The sequence below is a fragment of the Nocardia sp. GCM10030253 genome (assembly GCF_042675075.1).
GTDB lineage: Bacteria > Actinomycetota > Actinomycetes > Mycobacteriales > Mycobacteriaceae > Nocardia.
In genome coordinates, this window is the sequence record NZ_JBHTDL010000006.1 from 306,480 (window position 1) to 322,199 (window position 15,720).

Annotated in this window: 15 protein-coding genes and 1 riboswitch; of the genes, 12 read left to right on the top strand and 3 right to left on the bottom strand. The window is 67.2% G+C overall.

The genetic code is table 11. The annotated features are described in order from the left end of the window. Positions 1 to 328: 328 nt before the first annotated feature. Together ACFQZZ_RS13725 and ACFQZZ_RS13730 are read right to left on the bottom strand one after the other, a co-directional pair. Positions 329 to 751: a DUF3040 domain-containing protein gene (locus ACFQZZ_RS13725; RefSeq protein ID WP_378679204.1), complete on the bottom strand. Its 423-nt coding sequence runs from the start codon at positions 749 to 751 to the stop codon at positions 329 to 331. 192 nt (positions 752 to 943) lie between these two features. After that, the gene (locus ACFQZZ_RS13730; protein ID WP_378679207.1) at positions 944 to 1,384 is read right to left on the bottom strand and encodes an SAV_6107 family HEPN domain-containing protein; all 441 of its coding nucleotides are present in this window, start codon (positions 1,382 to 1,384) and stop codon (positions 944 to 946) included. Between the two features lie 159 nt (positions 1,385 to 1,543). Here ACFQZZ_RS13730 and ACFQZZ_RS13735 point away from each other — a divergent pair, with 159 nt between their 5' ends. The 6 genes from ACFQZZ_RS13735 to ACFQZZ_RS13760 all read left to right on the top strand — a co-directional run bounded on the left by ACFQZZ_RS13735 (position 1,544) and on the right by ACFQZZ_RS13760 (position 6,874). Next, entirely contained in the window at positions 1,544 to 2,155 is a 612-nt protein-coding gene (locus ACFQZZ_RS13735; RefSeq protein WP_378679210.1) for a GNAT family N-acetyltransferase, read from the top strand. A gap of 37 nt (positions 2,156 to 2,192) precedes the next feature. Further along, the gene (locus ACFQZZ_RS13740; protein WP_378679213.1) at positions 2,193 to 3,761 is read left to right on the top strand and encodes a phytoene desaturase family protein; all 1,569 of its coding nucleotides are present in this window, start codon (positions 2,193 to 2,195) and stop codon (positions 3,759 to 3,761) included. 225 nt (positions 3,762 to 3,986) lie between these two features. Beyond that, entirely contained in the window at positions 3,987 to 4,112 is a 126-nt protein-coding gene (locus ACFQZZ_RS13745) for a hypothetical protein (protein WP_378679216.1), read from the top strand. A 17-nt stretch (positions 4,113 to 4,129) separates the two neighbouring features. Continuing rightward, the gene (locus tag ACFQZZ_RS13750) at positions 4,130 to 4,903 is read left to right on the top strand and encodes a carotenoid biosynthesis protein (RefSeq protein WP_378679219.1); all 774 of its coding nucleotides are present in this window, start codon (positions 4,130 to 4,132) and stop codon (positions 4,901 to 4,903) included. 26 nt (positions 4,904 to 4,929) lie between these two features. Beyond that, positions 4,930 to 5,697: an LppM family (lipo)protein gene (locus tag ACFQZZ_RS13755; protein ID WP_378679221.1), complete on the top strand. Its 768-nt coding sequence runs from the start codon at positions 4,930 to 4,932 to the stop codon at positions 5,695 to 5,697. Between the two features lie 4 nt (positions 5,698 to 5,701). Continuing rightward, positions 5,702 to 6,874: a glycosyltransferase gene (locus ACFQZZ_RS13760; RefSeq protein WP_378679224.1), complete on the top strand. Its 1,173-nt coding sequence runs from the start codon at positions 5,702 to 5,704 to the stop codon at positions 6,872 to 6,874. Positions 6,875 to 8,122: 1,248 nt separating this feature from the next. On the opposite strand, the gene ACFQZZ_RS13765 is transcribed toward ACFQZZ_RS13760, so the two are convergent. Further along, positions 8,123 to 8,860 carry a hypothetical protein gene (locus tag ACFQZZ_RS13765; RefSeq protein WP_378679227.1) on the bottom strand — a complete coding sequence of 246 codons (738 nt, stop codon included), beginning with the start codon at positions 8,858 to 8,860 and terminating at the stop codon, positions 8,123 to 8,125. A gap of 277 nt (positions 8,861 to 9,137) precedes the next feature. Next, positions 9,138 to 9,231: riboswitch (SAM riboswitch) on the top strand. A 453-nt stretch (positions 9,232 to 9,684) separates the two neighbouring features. On the opposite strand from ACFQZZ_RS13765, the gene ACFQZZ_RS13770 reads away from it, so the two are divergent. The 6 genes from ACFQZZ_RS13770 to ACFQZZ_RS13795 are packed head-to-tail and all read left to right on the top strand — an operon-like array spanning position 9,685 to position 15,719. Next, positions 9,685 to 10,593 carry an amino acid ABC transporter permease gene (locus ACFQZZ_RS13770; RefSeq protein ID WP_378680525.1) on the top strand — a complete coding sequence of 303 codons (909 nt, stop codon included), beginning with the start codon at positions 9,685 to 9,687 and terminating at the stop codon, positions 10,591 to 10,593. Then, a complete protein-coding gene (locus ACFQZZ_RS13775; protein ID WP_378679230.1) occupies positions 10,590 to 11,396 on the top strand; it encodes an amino acid ABC transporter ATP-binding protein in 807 nt (268 codons plus the stop codon). The genes ACFQZZ_RS13770 and ACFQZZ_RS13775 overlap by 4 nt, the downstream gene beginning before the upstream one ends. Positions 11,397 to 11,418: 22 nt before the next feature. Then, positions 11,419 to 12,393 (top strand): ABC transporter substrate-binding protein, encoded by a 975-nt coding sequence (locus tag ACFQZZ_RS13780; protein WP_378679233.1) that lies wholly within the window; start codon positions 11,419 to 11,421, stop codon positions 12,391 to 12,393. A 7-nt stretch (positions 12,394 to 12,400) separates the two neighbouring features. Next, on the top strand, positions 12,401 to 12,958 hold the full coding sequence (locus ACFQZZ_RS13785; RefSeq protein ID WP_378679236.1) for a GNAT family N-acetyltransferase: 558 nt from the start codon (positions 12,401 to 12,403) through the stop codon (positions 12,956 to 12,958). Continuing rightward, on the top strand, positions 12,955 to 14,103 hold the full coding sequence (locus ACFQZZ_RS13790) for an LLM class flavin-dependent oxidoreductase (RefSeq protein ID WP_378679238.1): 1,149 nt from the start codon (positions 12,955 to 12,957) through the stop codon (positions 14,101 to 14,103). Before ACFQZZ_RS13785 ends, ACFQZZ_RS13790 begins: the two co-directional genes overlap by 4 nt. Then, entirely contained in the window at positions 14,100 to 15,719 is a 1,620-nt protein-coding gene (locus ACFQZZ_RS13795; protein WP_378679241.1) for an ABC transporter substrate-binding protein, read from the top strand. The genes ACFQZZ_RS13790 and ACFQZZ_RS13795 overlap by 4 nt, the downstream gene beginning before the upstream one ends. The last annotated feature ends 1 nt before the right edge of the window (position 15,720 follow it).

The window sequence follows — 15,720 nt, forward strand, 5'->3', positions numbered from 1 at the left end:
TCGAAACGCGGGGTGATCTGGCTCCCCGCTTCGGCGATTCCGCAGGTCATCCCAGCTATCACCACGGTGGAGAACTTTTCAGGTGTTCGCCGACACGCACCGCCCGACCGAACGGCCGCCCGACAACAACCAGCAAACGCCCTGGTGCCGCCCCATTCAGTAGATGAATGGGGCTTGGTGGGGGAACTTCGTGGGGTGATGTGGGGCATCGAGGGAAACCCGCCCGAAGATCATCTGACCGCTCGACGTTTCGCATAACAGACGGCGACGCCGCACCGATTCGGTGCGGCGTCGCCGTCTGTTATGCGAGATGTCGGCTATGGGCGAGCTACTCCTGCTCGAACCGTCGCCGGAATCGATCCTCCATGCGTTCGGAGAAGCCACCGGACTTGCGCTGGCGCCCACGTCCGCTCGATCCGCCGCTCGCGCCACCGGATTGGGCTTCGCCCGTCCGGTCACCCTTGGCGATGCCCTTCGAACTGCCGACCAGTAGCAGCACGCCTGCGGCGAACATGACGATGAATCCGATCAGGCTGATGATCGGAAAGTCGCCGAGCTTCACCGGAGCGGCGATACCAGCGACAAGTAGAAACAGACCAAGGACGAACAAAGCTGCGGCCTGGAGTCTGCGACGACTCGAGGTCGAGCGAAGGCGTCCGCCGCGGACGGACGAGGCGAACTTCGGATCCTCAGCATAGAGAGCGCTCTCGATTTGTTCGAGCATGCGCTGCTCGTGCTCGGAGAGTGGCACGGTACCTCCCCCGGCACTAGGACTTGGCTGTCGCCTCCGGGTAGGCGACAGACAGCCGACCTTGGCGGCTATCTGTCACCAATGATACGAGTTCGATCAAAGCCGTACCACCTAATGGGCCCAGCCAGACCAGTCTGTCGCCAAATTGCGCCGAGCCGGGCGGCAATAAGGCCGTAACCGACACGCCGATGGCTATGCGGTCATGCCGTTGTTCCAGCCTGGCGCCGGGCGCAATCGAGCCCCCGCGTCGATGAGATCTTCCACGTCGTGCAGGAATGCGCCTACCCGCGAATAGAACTCGTCGGCCTGCTGGTTGTCGACATCACGATCGAGGCCGGCCTCCAGCGCCGCGCGCGTCTCCGAGCGCGCGCTGAAGTAGTCCGCCCACATCACGAATTCGGGAGCCGCGCGTTGCAAGAGCACCCAGGCGTTGCGCGAGCGCGCTCGCGGTGCGGCGTCAGCACCCGTGAACGCGAGCACCGCGCCCGCGCCACGCAACGCCGCGAGATACGCGGTCCGGAATCGCTCCCGCGGATCCTCCTCGCCCGCCGCTTGCATCAGCAGGCCGTCGGCCTTCTTCAGCAGTTTCCCCGCCCGACCGGGTTGTCCCGCATGTTCGATCCGACCAGACATCAGCCGTCCCTCCACAATCGCGCACCTGGCCCATCGTGTGCGCGGAAGCCGACTTCTCGCCACCGCGCGGATCGAACAGGTATTCGAACGTTTGAATTGAGATTGAATATAGAGACACCCACCGACAAACTTCCGCGCCAGCGCGGCCCGACGAGAGCCATGACTGCCGTCAAGCCCAATCACACCCCCGCACCCGTCGTCGTCGACCTCTCGGTCGCGGCCCTGCGCTCCCGGCTCCACGATGCGCTGGCCGTGTATGTCGCGGCGATGGATTACCCGCGCGGCACCGAGCAGCACCGTGCGCCGATGTGGACCGAGCACACCACCCGTCCCGGCTGGCAGGCGGTCGCCGCCGTCGTGCCCGATGATTCCGGGCACGTCGACCTACGATCGTCGCCGATCGTCGCGATCGCCTACGGCTATCGGGGCGCCGCACACCAGTGGTGGCACCAGCAGGTGCACAGCGGCATGCGACGCTCGGGGTGGCCGGAACACTCTGCGCGCGAACTGCTCTCGGACTATTTCGAGCTCACCGAGCTGCACGTGCACCCGGCCGCCCAGGGCCGGGGCATCGGCGCGACACTGCTGACTCGGCTGCTCCAGGACCGGCCCGAAAGCGCCGTCCTGCTGTCCACCCCGGAGGTGGATCAGGAGGGCAACCGCGCTTGGCGGCTGTACCGGCGACAGGGATTCACCGATGTGGTCCGGAACTTCGTCTTCGCGGGCGACACTCGGCCGTTCGCCATCCTCGGCCGACGGCTGCCGCTGTGAGCGTGCACGTCCGAGACGGTGCGCCGGTGAGGGTCACGTGACGGTTCTCGTGATCGGGTCGGGCCACAACGCGCTCGTCGCGGCCTGTTATCTGGCGCGCGCCGGGCACCGGGTCGAGGTGCTCGAGCGCGACGACGTGCTGGGCGGCGCGGTGTCGACCGTCGAACGTTTTCCAGGACATCTGGTCGACCGCGGGTCATCCGCGCACATCATGGTGCGGCACACCGGGATCATCGAGGAGCTGGAGCTGGCCCGATTCGGGCTGCGCTACATCGATTGCGACCCATGGGGGTTCACACCGGCAGGCCCCGGCGGTGGCGCGCCGATCGTGTTCCATCGCGATCTCGATCGAACCCGCGCCTCGATCGCGGCGGCCTGCGGTGCCCGCGATGCCGCCGCGTATCGACGTTTCGTCGATGTCTGGGGGCCGCGGTCCGCACGGGTGATGCGCGCGTTCGGCGGATCGCCCACACCCGGCAGGTTGCTGCGCTCGTTCTGGGGGCTCGACGCCCGCGATGGTGGCAGTGCGCTGTCACGGGAGTTTCTCCAGTCCGGGGATGCCCTGCTGGACAGCTACTTCGACGATGAGCGGCTCAAAGCGTCGCTGGCCTGGTTCGGCGCCCAGTCGGGTCCTCCGATGTCGGAGCCTGGCACCGCGCCGATGGTCGGCTTCGCCGCGCTCATGCACACCCTGCCACCTGGCCGCGCCGTCGGCGGCAGTGGTGCGCTCAGCGCGGCGCTCGTCGCACGATTGCGTGCCGATGGCGGCACGGTGTCGGCGGGCGATGCGGTCACCGCGCTGGAACGCGCGGGCGAGGGCTGGCGGGTGCACACCGCATCCGGTCGAGACCTGCACGCGGAAACCGTGATCGCGGGCACCCATGTGCTGACCACCCTGGATCTGCTGCGGGACGGCGGATACGACGCGGCCGTGCTCGACGACTGGCAGCGTCGCATCCGCGTCGGGCCCGGCATCGGCATGGTAGTTCGGTTGGCGACCCGATCGCTGCCGCGGTATCCAGGCAGCCCGACCGACGAATCCGCGCACGGCCTGCAGTTTCTGGTGTCCGATCGGCGACAGCTGCGGCTGGCGCACGGCGCGGCGCTCGCCGGCGACCTGCCGCCACGCCCGGTCGTTCTCGCGATGAGCTTCAGCGCACTCGACCCGAGCATCGCAGCCCCCGGAGAACATCAGGTCTCGCTGTGGGCCCAGTGGCACCCATACCAACTGGCCGACGGCAGTGACTGGGCCGAGCACGCCGACCACGAAGCCGACCGAATCATCGCCGAAGTCGATTCCTACGCACCGGGTTTCGCCGACTCGGTGCTGCGGCGCCACGTGCAGACACCGGTCGATCTGGAGCGCGAGATGGGCTTGCGCGGCGGCAATGTGATGCACGTCGAGATGTCCCTGGACCAGATGATGCTGTGGCGGCCGCTGCCTGAACTGTCGGGGCAGCGAGTGCCGGGCGCACCGGGGCTGTATCTGACCGGCGCGTCGACCCATCCCGGCGGCGGTGTGTCCGGTGCGAGCGGTCGCAGCGCCGCGCAACTCGTCCTGCGCGACCAGCGGCGGAATCGGTTCCCGCTACTGCGCAGACGATGACGGACCACACCCGGCCGCAAGCGGCAGATCAGCCCGGACCGCGTCCAGAAGGCGAATCCAGAGCGCGGGTCGGCAAGCGGGATCGGATGGCTGCGGAGCCTGCTCAGCCAAAAGCCGCAGTCCAGCCTGCCGACCAACCAGATCACACAGCTGGACCGCAGATCGGCGAGCGAAACAAGCCTGCCGCACAGCAGTCCGGTCAGCATGGTGCGCTTCCGCCCGTAAGTGGGGACCAAGGGCATCCGGATCGACGACGCGAGCGGCGATCGGGGCGGCACCCCGCGGCGCTCCTCCGACGGCTCGCGACAACCGGATCCGCTGATGCGGCCGATGTTCGGCCGCGAGACCTGATACCCGCGTTGTTCGTAATGCTGTTGGTCCTGGTACAGATCGCCTATCCGCTGACCTCGGGGGTCGCCCGCGATGCGGTGACCGTCGTGGTCGTGCTGCTCTCGGCGGCCACCGCGCTGGTTCATGCCGGGGTGACTCGGGGCCTCGGATACGCCGCCGGATTCCTGGTGATCGTGTCGGGGCTGGGGCTGGTTGCCGAGATCGTCGGTACTGCAACGGGATTCCCGTTCGGCTGTTATGAGTACGCGGATGGCAGGCTCGGGCCCGCCGTGGCCGGGGTGCCGCTGGTTGTCGCGCTGGCATGGACCGGCGGGCTGTATCCGGTGTGGGTGGTGGCCGGGCTGTTGGCGCGCCGGACAAGCGGCCGGATCGTCCTGACGGCGGTGGGCGCGGTGGGGTGGGATCTGTTCTTGGATCCGCAGATGGTCGCCGATGGGCAGTGGCTCTGGTGCGATACCGATTCGGGGCTGCCCGGGCTGGCGCGGATTCCCGCTACCAATTACCTTGGCTGGTTCGGGGTGGCGCTGCTGATGGCGCTGGCGCTGACCGTGTGGGAGCGCGTCGCGCGCGAGGTAGTGCTGTCGGGCTCGAACATCGCGGTACCGATCGTGGTTTTCCTGTGGACCTGGCTCGGGTCCGCGCTGGCACATGCGGTGTTCCTGGATCTGCCCGCCTCGGCCTGCTACGGCGGGATCGGGCTCGGGCTTCTCGGAGTACCGCTGGTAGTGCGGCTGCGACGCTCCCGAGGCGAACACAACGACGGCGGTTCCGCCCGTCGCGTGGCAATCTGAACCGATGGCCTGGCACGATGTGACCCGTGCAGCCGAGTCCTCTCTCCACGACGCCCGATGCTCCGGTTCTACCGTCGCCGCGCTCGCCCCGCCTCGGGGTCCGAGTCGCGGCGGCAGTCCTGCTGGCGGCATTGCTGGTGCCTGTGCTCGCCGGCTGCCTGCGCGTGCAGGTATCGATGGGTGTGTCGTCCAACGACCGAGTGTCCGGCCGGATCGTCGCCGCGGTCGTCCCGGTCGACCCCAACGACAAGGGCCCGCAGCTGAAGTCGCCCGACTCACTGGCGGCGAAGGTCCGGGTCGTGCCCTACAGCCAGGACGGGTATGTGGGCAGCAAGGTGTTCTTCGACGACCTGTCCTTCGGTGAGATTTCCCAGCTCGGAGGGCTTTCCGAGCAGACACAGGGCATGTTCAACCTGCAGTTCCAGCGCACTGGCGACCTGGTCAGCCTCAACGGCAGGGTCGATCTGAAATCCGTTCCACCGCACGGCTCGGACGTGCAGTTCACGGTGGCTTTCCCATCTCGCGTCGCCAAGACCAACGGCACCCGCGACGACGATTCCACCGTGTCATGGAAGCTGCCGCCCGGCGATGTGTCCACGCTGCGCGCCGAGGTCAGCTACGCCGACCCGAACACCCGCTCCTTCGCGGGTTGGGCAGGCATCGTCGGCGGCATCACCCTGGCCGTCGCCGCGATTGTCGCCGCACTGGCCTACATGAATCGCAACCCCGCGCCGCCCGGCGCGCCGGAGGGCTTCTCGTTCAGCAGCGTGTGGCAGCCGCGGCAGCGCCGCTGAGCTCATGACACGACGGCCCGCCGACCCGAATCTCCATTCGGCCGCACTGGCGCTGACCCGCATCGGCACCGGTATTGCGCTGCTCGGCAGTGCGATCGCGCTGTACAACCGGGCGACGGTGCGCCGACTGCCCGATATCGCCGCGCCCGCCCTCGAACCGATCACGGTCTGCGTTCCCGCGCGTAATGAGGCGACGCGGCTGCCCGCGCTGATCGCCGATCTGCGGGCTCAGGTCGGGGTCCCACGATTGCGGGTGCTGATCCTCGATGACGCCTCCACCGATGACACCCGTGCCGCGGCGATCGGTGCGATAGCAGGCGACGAGCGATTCATGGTGCTGCGCAACGAGTTCGAGCCCGACCCCGGTTGGACAGGCAAAGCAGCCGCCTGCGCGCGGCTCGCCGATCTCGTGGACGCACCCGTTCTCATCTTTCTCGATGCCGACGTCCGGCTGGCACCGAAGGCGCTCGCTTCGGCGGCGGCCGAGTTCCACCGCCGAGATGTCGCGCTGCTATCCCCCTGGCCGAGGCAACGAGCCGGATCGGCGGTAGAAGCATTGGTGCAACCGCTGCTGTGCTGGTCGTGGGCGTCCACGCTGCCGATCTCGGTGGCCAACCGCAGCACGCGGCCGTCAACAGCGGTGGCGTGCGGACAGTTCCTGGTCTTCGATACCTCCGCTTACCGCGCTGTAGGCGGCCATCGCGCGGTAGCGGCCAGCCCCACCGAGGACCTCGATATCGCTCGCGAACTGCGCCGCAACGGTTTCCACACCGCACTGGTCGCCGCAGGCCATCTGGCAGACACCCGAATGTACTGTGGCGCCGCCGAACTCGAAGCGGGATATACCCGGTGGCTATGGTCCGCCTACGGCGGATCCGCAAGCGCGGGCGCGACCGTCGGAGCCATTGCCACACTGGGCTATTGGCTTCCGCCTCTCGCCACCGCCGCTGGTAGAGGCGCAATCCGTCGAGCCGGTCTGCTCGGCTACTCCGCCGCGGTGGCAGCCCGTCTCTTGTCCCGTTCCACCGAGACCGGTGGCCCCGTCACAGCCACTGACATCCTTGCGGCCCTTGCTCATCCGCTATCAATCGGCGCGTATTCCGCCCTGTGGGCGCGATCCCGTTACGCCCACCGACACGGCACACTTCGCTGGAAAAACCGCTCATTCACCCCCTGACCAGCCCGGCCCAAGCAGACACTGCCCCCAACCTCCCCTGCACCCACCGTTTCTCGCCCCGCCCCCGAACCGCGCACCCCGTGTAGCAGCCGTACACCCCGTGTATCGGCTGTACGGTTGTGACACGGGGTGCGGCTGCCATCGCGATTGGGTTGCGACGGTTAGGGAGGTTGTGCGGGTTCGGAAACGCAAACCACAGCCGGTCCGCACGCTGGAAGCCGTGTGCGTGCCTCCAAGAGCTGTGGAAGACCGAACTGTCGTCCGAACACCCCGTGTCCCAGCCGAACACTGCGTATACCGGGTGTGCGGTTACGACACGGGGTGTGAGGACGGATTTCTCTACCGTCCGGGAACGCAACCACAGCCAGTCCTCACGCCGGAAGTCGTGGGCGTGCCTCGCAAAGCTGTGGAAGACCAAACTGTCGTCCGAACACCCCGCGTCACAACCGCACACCCCGTATACCGGGTGTGCGGTTACGACACGGGGTGTGAGGACGGATTTCTCTACCGCTCGCGAACGCAACCACAGCCAGTCCTCACGCCGGAAGCCGTGTGCCTGCCTCGAAAAGCTGCGGAAGACCAAGCCGGGTACGGCACCCGACGCGCCCAGCACTGCCCCCGGCAAAACCACGGGGAGGCAACCAAAACTGGGGTGCGCGCCCTGGGTTCAGTAAACCGAGCTCACCACCCTGACGTGCCCCGTGCAACTCACCGAGGACAGCCCGAGCGTTTGGGAGCGTGCCCTGGATTGGTGGACCGAGCTCGCCTGCCTGAGGTTGCCTTGCTGGAGCTCACCGGAGTAGGCCAGAGCTGTGGGTAGCGTGCCCGGTTTGGTAGACCGAGCTCACCTTCCAGCGGTGTTCCGGGCAGTGCTGGGCACGTCGTGTGCCGTACCCGACCTGGTCTTCCGCAACCTGGGTAGACAGGCCACGGTTTCCGGCGTGAGGACTGGCTGTGGTTGCGTTTCAGGCGTTTTAGGTGGTGAGGGCAGCCGGTGTTGGGGAGCTTGTCCTGGGTTGGTGGGCCGGGCTCACTTCCTGGCGGTTGTTCGGGGCAGTGCTGGTGCGTCCTGTGCGGTACACCAGGCTTGGTCTTCCGTGGCCCTGAGCGAGCAGGGACACGGCTTCCGGCGTGAAGGCTGGCTGTGGTTGCGTCGCAAGCAGTGAGGAAAAAGAGCGATCAAGAGTGGTGCTATCAGCCTGAACCCAAGCTTGCTGATTCCGGGCGAAAGTGTCGGGGCGGAGCGGACTATCGAACCGAGGTGATGCCTATCGTCGGGAGGAAGAAGCAGGAGTTGCCGCCGTTTTCGATGGTGCCGAAGACTGCGGCGAGTACGGTTCCCGAGCCCGTGTCCACCGGCACCGCGCGGACGCCGCCGACCGGGAGGGCGGCGAAGAAGAAGTCTCGGATCGCGCGTTCGGCGAGCGGGCGGATTTCCTGGGGGACCTCCGCGGGGACCATAGCGCGGAAGATGTCGGAGAGCGGGCCCATCGACGTGAAGCCGCTGCGGCCGTTGCTCAGGTTCATCCAGGCGACGCGCATGCCCGACACGGTCGAGGTGTCGGGGGCGACGCCGTAGGGCACGAAGGTGAACATGGTCTGGCCTGCTTTGACGGCGGTGAGGTCGAGGCCGGGGATATTCACGGTGGTCTTGGGCCACGGGCCGGGGATTGCGCCTGCGACGGCGGGGACCAGGCCGAGGGTGGTGGCGTTGGAGCAGAATGGCGCGGCGGTCGGGTACAGGAACGGGTCCATGCCGAAGGTGTGCAGCGCGTCGATTGCCGACTGATATGCGCCGAACAGATCATTGGGAGCGGCCGATTGGGCCAGGCCAGGGCGCTCGGCGGACGCAGGAGCTGACGCGGCCGGGGGTGCGGGGGCCGGAACCGCCGGGGCGCCGACGGCGATGGCCGGGGTTGCGAGCGCTAGTGCGGCCGAGCTGGTCGCAATGGCGGTAAGCGTGGTCAGACGGCGCACAACGGTCACAGCGGACCTCTCTCATCGTCGGCACGATCGAGGTCAGGGTACTCCGGCAAACCCTCACAACAGGGCTTCTTCCGACTGGCAACTTTCCGGCGCGTCGCGCGTCGCACGGTCGACACTCGGGCCGAAAGGTGGGGCGTGGCGACGGGCTAAATGATCGCGGGCATGGGGCGCTCGGACAAGGGCTGCGCTCACAGTGATTCCTAACCTTGTTCTGGAGTGCCCTTACTTCGCATGCTGATCGGGCTAAACCCTTCGAGGCCCGCGCTCGGCGCGGGCCGCACCATCCAGAGCGACCGAGAGACCTGGCTCGTCGACGTCGCAGCAACCCCCCGCTCGCCGGGTGCGGGTGCTTCCGCCGGGAACGATGGAGGAAACGAAATGATCACCGAGCAATGCGTCAACCGTTGGGCCCGTCGTCATGTCGACCAGTGCCGCGTCACCGCCGCGAACTGTCGAGGCTGATCGCGCCGCCAGACCGTGCACCCGTCGCTGGCCGGGTGATGTGACCGCCGCCCGATGAGGGGCGGTCCCGTTCGTTTTCTTCGAAGGACCTCGACATGAGTGCGTCCATCGCATCCGGCGCCGCCGTCGGCGGTGCGCCCGGCTCCCCGGACGGGCCCGGCACGAAGGCCGCACCCGGTAGGCCCGCCACCGCAACACCCGACGAATCCGCCAGATCCGACGCCGCTGAATCCCGTGGCCTCGCCCCCGCATCGAGCGAGCCGGGTACGACGGGCGATCCCGCCATCGTCAGTGCACGCAGCGCTACCGCGACGCTCGACAGCGGCGCTGCAACCGCACTCGGTGAGACCACCGAGCCAGCGCTGAAGGTTGCCCCGACACGGCATCCATGGCGGTGGGTGATCAGTGCGGTGGCGCTGGTGCTGCTCGCGCAGTTCATACATGGGTTGGTAACCAATCCGGGCTGGGATTGGTCCACGTTCGCGAAGTACTTCACCGCGAAGTCGGTGTTGTCGGCACTGCGGGTCACGTTGGAGCTCACGGTGTGGGGTACTGCGCTCGGGTTCGTGATCGGTACCGCATTGGCGATCGCGCGGCTGTCGAACAATCCGGTGCTGCGGGTGATTTCATGGGTCTACATCTGGGCGTTCCGGTCGATTCCGTTGATCGTGCAGCTGCTGTTCTGGTTCAACCTTGCCTACCTGTACAACACGCTGTCCCTCGGAATCCCTTTCGGCCCCCCGTTTCTGACCTTCGAAGTGAACGGCGTGATCAGCGGGTTCACCGCGGCGGTGATCGGGTTGGCGCTGCACCAGGCGGCATACTCGGCCGAAATCATCCGTGCCGGCTTCATCTCGGTCGATCCCGGCCAACTGGAAGCCGCGGCGGCGCTCGGCATTCCGCGCCTACGCCAGTTCCGCACCATCATCGTCCCGCAGGCGATGCGATCCATCCTGCCGAACGCGACCAACGAAGTGATCAGCCTGTTCAAGGGCACCTCGATCGTGTCGGTGATGGCGATCGCCGAGCTCTTTTACCAGGTCCAGGTGATCTACGGCCGCAGTGGCCGGGTGGTGCCGCTGCTCATGGTCGCCACGGTCTGGTACATCATCCTGACCACGATCCTGTCGGTGGCGCAGTTCTACATCGAACGCCACTACGCCAAGGGCGCACAGCGCACACCGCCGCCGACACCACTGCAGCGGGCATGGCAGAGGCTGCGCGACGTCGCCGAAATCGGTTCGGCCGCACCGCGCGGAGCGACCCGATGAGCGCCGGTGCGCTCGACACGGTCGAGCAGCGGCATACCGGCACGGCTCCCGCCGTCCAGGTCCGTGGTGTCCGCAAATCGTATGGCGCGCACGAGGTCCTGCGCGGCATCGACCTGACCGTCGCCGCGGGCGAAGTGGTCACCGTCATCGGCCCATCCGGTTCCGGCAAGTCGACGCTGCTGCGGGTGATCAACCACCTGGAGCCGCTCGAAGCGGGCACCGTGCACATCGACGGCGAGCTGATCGGATACCGGCAGCGCCGCAACACTTTGCACGCGCTGTCGGACCGCGAGGTACGTAAGCAGCGTTCCCATATCGGGTTCGTGTTCCAGCAGTTCAATCTTTTCCCGCATCTGACGGTGCTGGACAACGTCACGCTCGCACCGATTTCCGCGCAGGGTCGCCCGCGGCAGGAGGTCGAGCGCGAGGCGAAGGCACTGCTGGACCGCGTCGGCATCGGCGCGCTCGCCGACGCCTATCCGAGGCGGCTGTCCGGTGGACAGCAGCAGCGGGTGGCGATCGCCAGGGCGCTGGCACTGCGGCCGCCGGTGATCCTGTTCGACGAACCCACCTCCGCGCTGGACCCCGAGCTCGTCGGCGAGGTCCTCGACGTGATCCGCGGTTTGGCCGATGGCGGCACCGCGCTGGTCATCGTCACCCACGAAATCGGTTTCGCCCGTGAGGTTGCCGACACCGTCGTGTTCCTCGATGCGGGCGCGATCGTCGAGCAGGGCTCGCCCGCCGCCGTGCTCGACAACCCCGAACATCCGCGCACCCGCGCATTTCTGTCCCGAGTCCGCTGAGCGCACGACGCGCGCTCCCCTGATGAACAGGTATTCGATGAAGTTCTCCGCCCTGGTCGGCATCGCCGCCACGGCCGCATTGCTGGTCACCGGCGGCGGCACTGATCCCGATGAGGACACCGTCGTCGCACCGGCCGGTTCGGTCGCCTTCGATCTCTCCCCCGCTCAGTCGGGTCGGGTGCACACGACCAAAGTCGATGCCATCGCCGCCGAGGTGCCCCAATCCATTCGCGACCGCGGCACCCTGGTGGTGACCGGTGCGTCCGGCACCGCGCCCCCACTGCGCTTCTACGCCACCGACGACAGGACCGTGGTGGGCTCCGAAGTCGACTTCGCCGCGCTGATCGCCGACATCCTCGGTCTGAAACTCGAAGCGACTGTGGCGGACTGGACACAGAACTTCGTCCGAGTGGACTCCGGCGAGGTCGACGCGTTCATCAGCAACGTCACCGTGACCGAGGAACGCAAAGAGAAGTACGACTTCGCCACCTACCGCACCGACAATGTCGCGCTCGAGGTCCCCAAGGACAGCACGCTCGACTACAAGGATCGTAAGAGCCTGGCAGGCAAGCGGATCGGCGTCGGAACCGGGACCAACCAGGAACAGCTGCTGGTGAAGTGGAACGAGCAGAACACCGCCGAGAAACTGCCCGCCATCGATATCGCCTACTTCGATAAAACCAGCGACTATTACCTGGCGCTCGCCTCGCACCGCCTCGACGGCTACATCGGACCCAACCCGACAGCGATCTACCACGTGGCCACCGCGAATCAGACCAAGATCGTGGCCACCTTCTCCGGCGCGGGTGAGGCGCTCCAGGGCGAGATCGGCGTGCTCACCAAGAAAGACAACGGGCTGATCGGCGCCGTCCACAAGGCCATCAACCACGCCATCCAGTCGGGCACCTACCAACAGGTCATCGACCGGTGGGGGCTGAAGACCGAAACCGTGGCCAGCTCGCGGATCAATCCGACCGGCCTACCGAAGAAGTCGTGACGGCCCGATGACACAGCGACTTTCACAGACATGGCGACCGACAGCCAAGAGCGGGCTACGGGTGCACGCGGTCGCCCAGGACGATCCGCTGGCCACGCCCCTGCTCGCCGAACTCGCCGTCGAATACAGCACTCGTTACGGCCGGACCGTCGGCGAGGTACACGACTCGCTGCGCAACTACCCCGCCGCGGAGTTCGCGGCGCCGGACGGCGCGCTGCTGGTCGTCACCCGCGACGGCGAGCCCGTGGCCGGGGGCGCCTTTCGCCGCTACGACGACGACACGGCCGAGCTGAAACGTATCTGGACCGCACGTGAGCACCGCAGGCAAGGACTCGGCCTTTTCGTGCTCGAACAGCTGGAGACCGAGATCGCGCGGCGCGGATACCGGCGCATCTACCTGACCACCGGGCCGCGCCAGCCCGAGGCCGTCGCCTTGTATCTCACTCACGGTTACGCCGCGCTCTACGACCAGGACATTCCGTCGGACCAGATCGGCCCACATCCCTTCGAGAAGTACCTGCCCGCACCACATCCCGCCTCCGATCCAGTAGGAGCCCGCGCATGAAATTCCTGCTGTTCACCCTGGTCACCCGGGTGCCGGATCCGAAAACCGGGCGGCTGCCCGGCACCAGGGAACGTCTGGTCAATGTCATCGAACAGGCCGGCCTCGCCGAAGAGCTCGGCTATGACGGTTTCGCCGTCGGTGAGCGGCACGAGGATCCGTTCCTTTCGGCCGCACCGCCGGTGATCCTCAGCCACATCGCCGCGGTCACCTCGCGTATCTCGTTGTTCACCGCGGTCACCACGCTGAGCCTGCTGGATCCGGTGCGCGCGTTCGAGGACTACTCGACCCTGGACAATCTCTCCGGCGGCCGGCTGGAGTTGATCATCGGCAAGGGCAACGGCAGCGCGCAGGCGGAGCTGTTCCACGTCACCACCGACGACCAGTGGGATCGCAATCGCGAAGGCTACGAGCTGCTTCGGGCGCTGTGGGCCAGTGACAGTGTGACGTGGTCGGGCCGGTTCCGGCCCGACCTCCACGCGGCGAAAGCGTTGCCGCGGCCGTGGCAGCCGCGCATTCGGATCTGGCACGGCAGCACGACCAGCCGCGATTCCGTGGAACTGGCCGCACGCCATGGTGATCCCCTGTTCTCGGCGAATGTCACCAACCCGATCGAGCCGTATGCCGAACTGGTGCGCCACTACCGGGAACGGTGGGAGTTCTACGGGCACAACCCCGCCGACGCACTGGTCGGTGCGGGTACCGCCGGATTCCATGTGGCCAGGACCTCGCAGGAGGCCGCAGAGGTATTCCGTCCGATCTTCGAGGCGCGCCTCGCGCTGGCCCGCAAACTCGGGCTGCCGGTGGTATTCGAGACCCTCGACGACTTCCTCACTCGCAGCTCGGCATTGGTCGGCAGCCCGGAGCAGGTGATCGACAAGGTCGGTCGACAGCACCAGCATTTCGGCCACGAGGTGACCCACCTGGCCGCCGATCGCGACGGACGCACCGAGATTCAGCATCGCGACAGCCTCGAGCTGTTCCAGACCGAGGTGGCGCCGGAGCTGCGGCGCCGCATCCACAGCAGGCCACTGGCGACGAACACCGCCACCGACGACAACGAAATCCCCACCCGACCAGCCACCGACAACGACCTCGATTCCCGCGGCGAACTCGTCCGCACCGAAACATCTGGAGTACCACAGTGATCCGACCCCGCCATCGAATCGCGGCAGTGGCCGCAGCCGTCACCGCGGCCGCGAGCCTCGCCGCCTGCGGCAGTGATTCGGCAGGGACCGGCACCGCCGCGGGCCCGCCCAAGCCGGGCGGCACCCTGCGCTACGGCCTGTCGGTGGCTCCCACCTGCTCGGACCCCGCGCAGTCGAGCACCAACCAAACGCTGTATGTCAGCCGTCAGATCGTGGATTCGCTGACCGATCAGGATCCCGAGACCGGTGAACTGAAGCCGTGGCTGGCGCAGAGCTGGGAGGTCACTCCCGACGCGAAGGTCTTCACCTTCCATCTCGTCGACGGCGTCACCTTCAGCGACGGCACGCCGCTGACCGCGGAATCGGTGCGGAAGACCTTCGATTCGGTCGTCGCACTCGGCGCGGCGAAGGCGCCGCTCGGCGCGAGCTACCTCACCAACTATGTCGCGACCACCCCGGTGGACAAGCTGACCGCCCGAGTGGAGTTCAGCAAGCCGAATGCCCAATTCCTCCAGGCCACCTCAACCGCGCAGCTGGGCATCCTCGCCGACGTCACCACTGCCAAACCCGCCGAACAGCGCTGCGCGGGCGACAATGTCGGCAGCGGTCCGTTCACCTACGCGAACTACCGCCAGGACGCCTCGGCGACGCTGGCCAAGCGCGCAGGCTACAACTGGGGTTCGGCGGTCTTCGCGCACCGCGGCGAGGCCTATCTGGACAAGATCGAGTTCACCGTGGTCCCCGAATCCGGTGTCCGAACCGGAAGTCTCGGCTCCAGTCAGCTCGACGCGATCAGCGACGCCCTGCCACAGGACGCGCCGCAGATCGAGGCGACCGGCGGGCGGGTACTGAGCACCGCGAACCCGGGTGTGCCATTCGGCTTCCAGCCCAACCTGACCCGCGGTCCCCTGCGCGATCCCGCGGTCCGCCAGGCGCTGCTGCCCGCGATCGACCGCAAGCAGCTCATCGACACCGTGCTCGGCCCGCAATTCAAGACCGCGACGAGTTCGCTGGCCAGCACCACTCCTGGCTATCAGGACCTCTCGGCGAAACTGAGCTACGACCAAGCCAAGGCGCGCAGCGTTCTCGACCAGGCGGGCTGGACGCCCGGCAACGACGGCATCCGCGTCAAGAACGGTGAGCGGCTGTCCTTCTCGGTGCTGTTCAGCCAGGTGTTCGCAGGCAATCAGGCGATCCTCGAACTGGTGCAGCAGCAGCTGCGGCAGATCGGCGTCGAGCTACGCCTGGATCTGGTCGCGGTCGCGGAGTACACGGCCAGGCAGAACGCCAAGGACTACGACAGCCTCTACTACAACACCACCCGCGCCGACGGCGACATCCTGCGGACCGCATTCGGTGTCGAAAGCCGCAATCTCAATGTCCGCGAACGCATCCCGGCACTGGATGACGCGCTCGACGGGCAGCTGAGCACCAGCGACGCCGCCGCGCGCGGCGCCCTCATCCACACCGCGCAGCAGTCGGTGCTGGATTCGGGTCTGTGGATTCCGACGGTCGAGCTGTCCCAGGCCATCGGCGCGGGCGGCAGTGTGCAGGATCTGAAGTTCGAGGCTTCGGCGCGACTACAGTTCTTCGACACCTGGCTGAGCGGGCGGTAGC

What these genes read in the sequence shown, in the direction of transcription:
- ACFQZZ_RS13730 (WP_378679207.1), bottom strand. Translation starts at nt 1,384, where the DNA reads ATGTCTGGTCGGATCGAACATGCGGGACAACCCGGTCGGGCGGGGAAA.
- ACFQZZ_RS13735 (WP_378679210.1), top strand. Translation starts at nt 1,544, where the DNA reads ATGACTGCCGTCAAGCCCAATCACACCCCCGCACCCGTCGTCGTCGAC.
- ACFQZZ_RS13750 (WP_378679219.1), top strand. Translation starts at nt 4,130, where the DNA reads ATGCTGTTGGTCCTGGTACAGATCGCCTATCCGCTGACCTCGGGGGTC.
- ACFQZZ_RS13760 (WP_378679224.1), top strand. Translation starts at nt 5,702, where the DNA reads ATGACACGACGGCCCGCCGACCCGAATCTCCATTCGGCCGCACTGGCG.
- ACFQZZ_RS13775 (WP_378679230.1), top strand. Translation starts at nt 10,590, where the DNA reads ATGAGCGCCGGTGCGCTCGACACGGTCGAGCAGCGGCATACCGGCACG.
- ACFQZZ_RS13780 (WP_378679233.1), top strand. Translation starts at nt 11,419, where the DNA reads ATGAACAGGTATTCGATGAAGTTCTCCGCCCTGGTCGGCATCGCCGCC.
- ACFQZZ_RS13785 (WP_378679236.1), top strand. Translation starts at nt 12,401, where the DNA reads ATGACACAGCGACTTTCACAGACATGGCGACCGACAGCCAAGAGCGGG.
- ACFQZZ_RS13790 (WP_378679238.1), top strand. Translation starts at nt 12,955, where the DNA reads ATGAAATTCCTGCTGTTCACCCTGGTCACCCGGGTGCCGGATCCGAAA.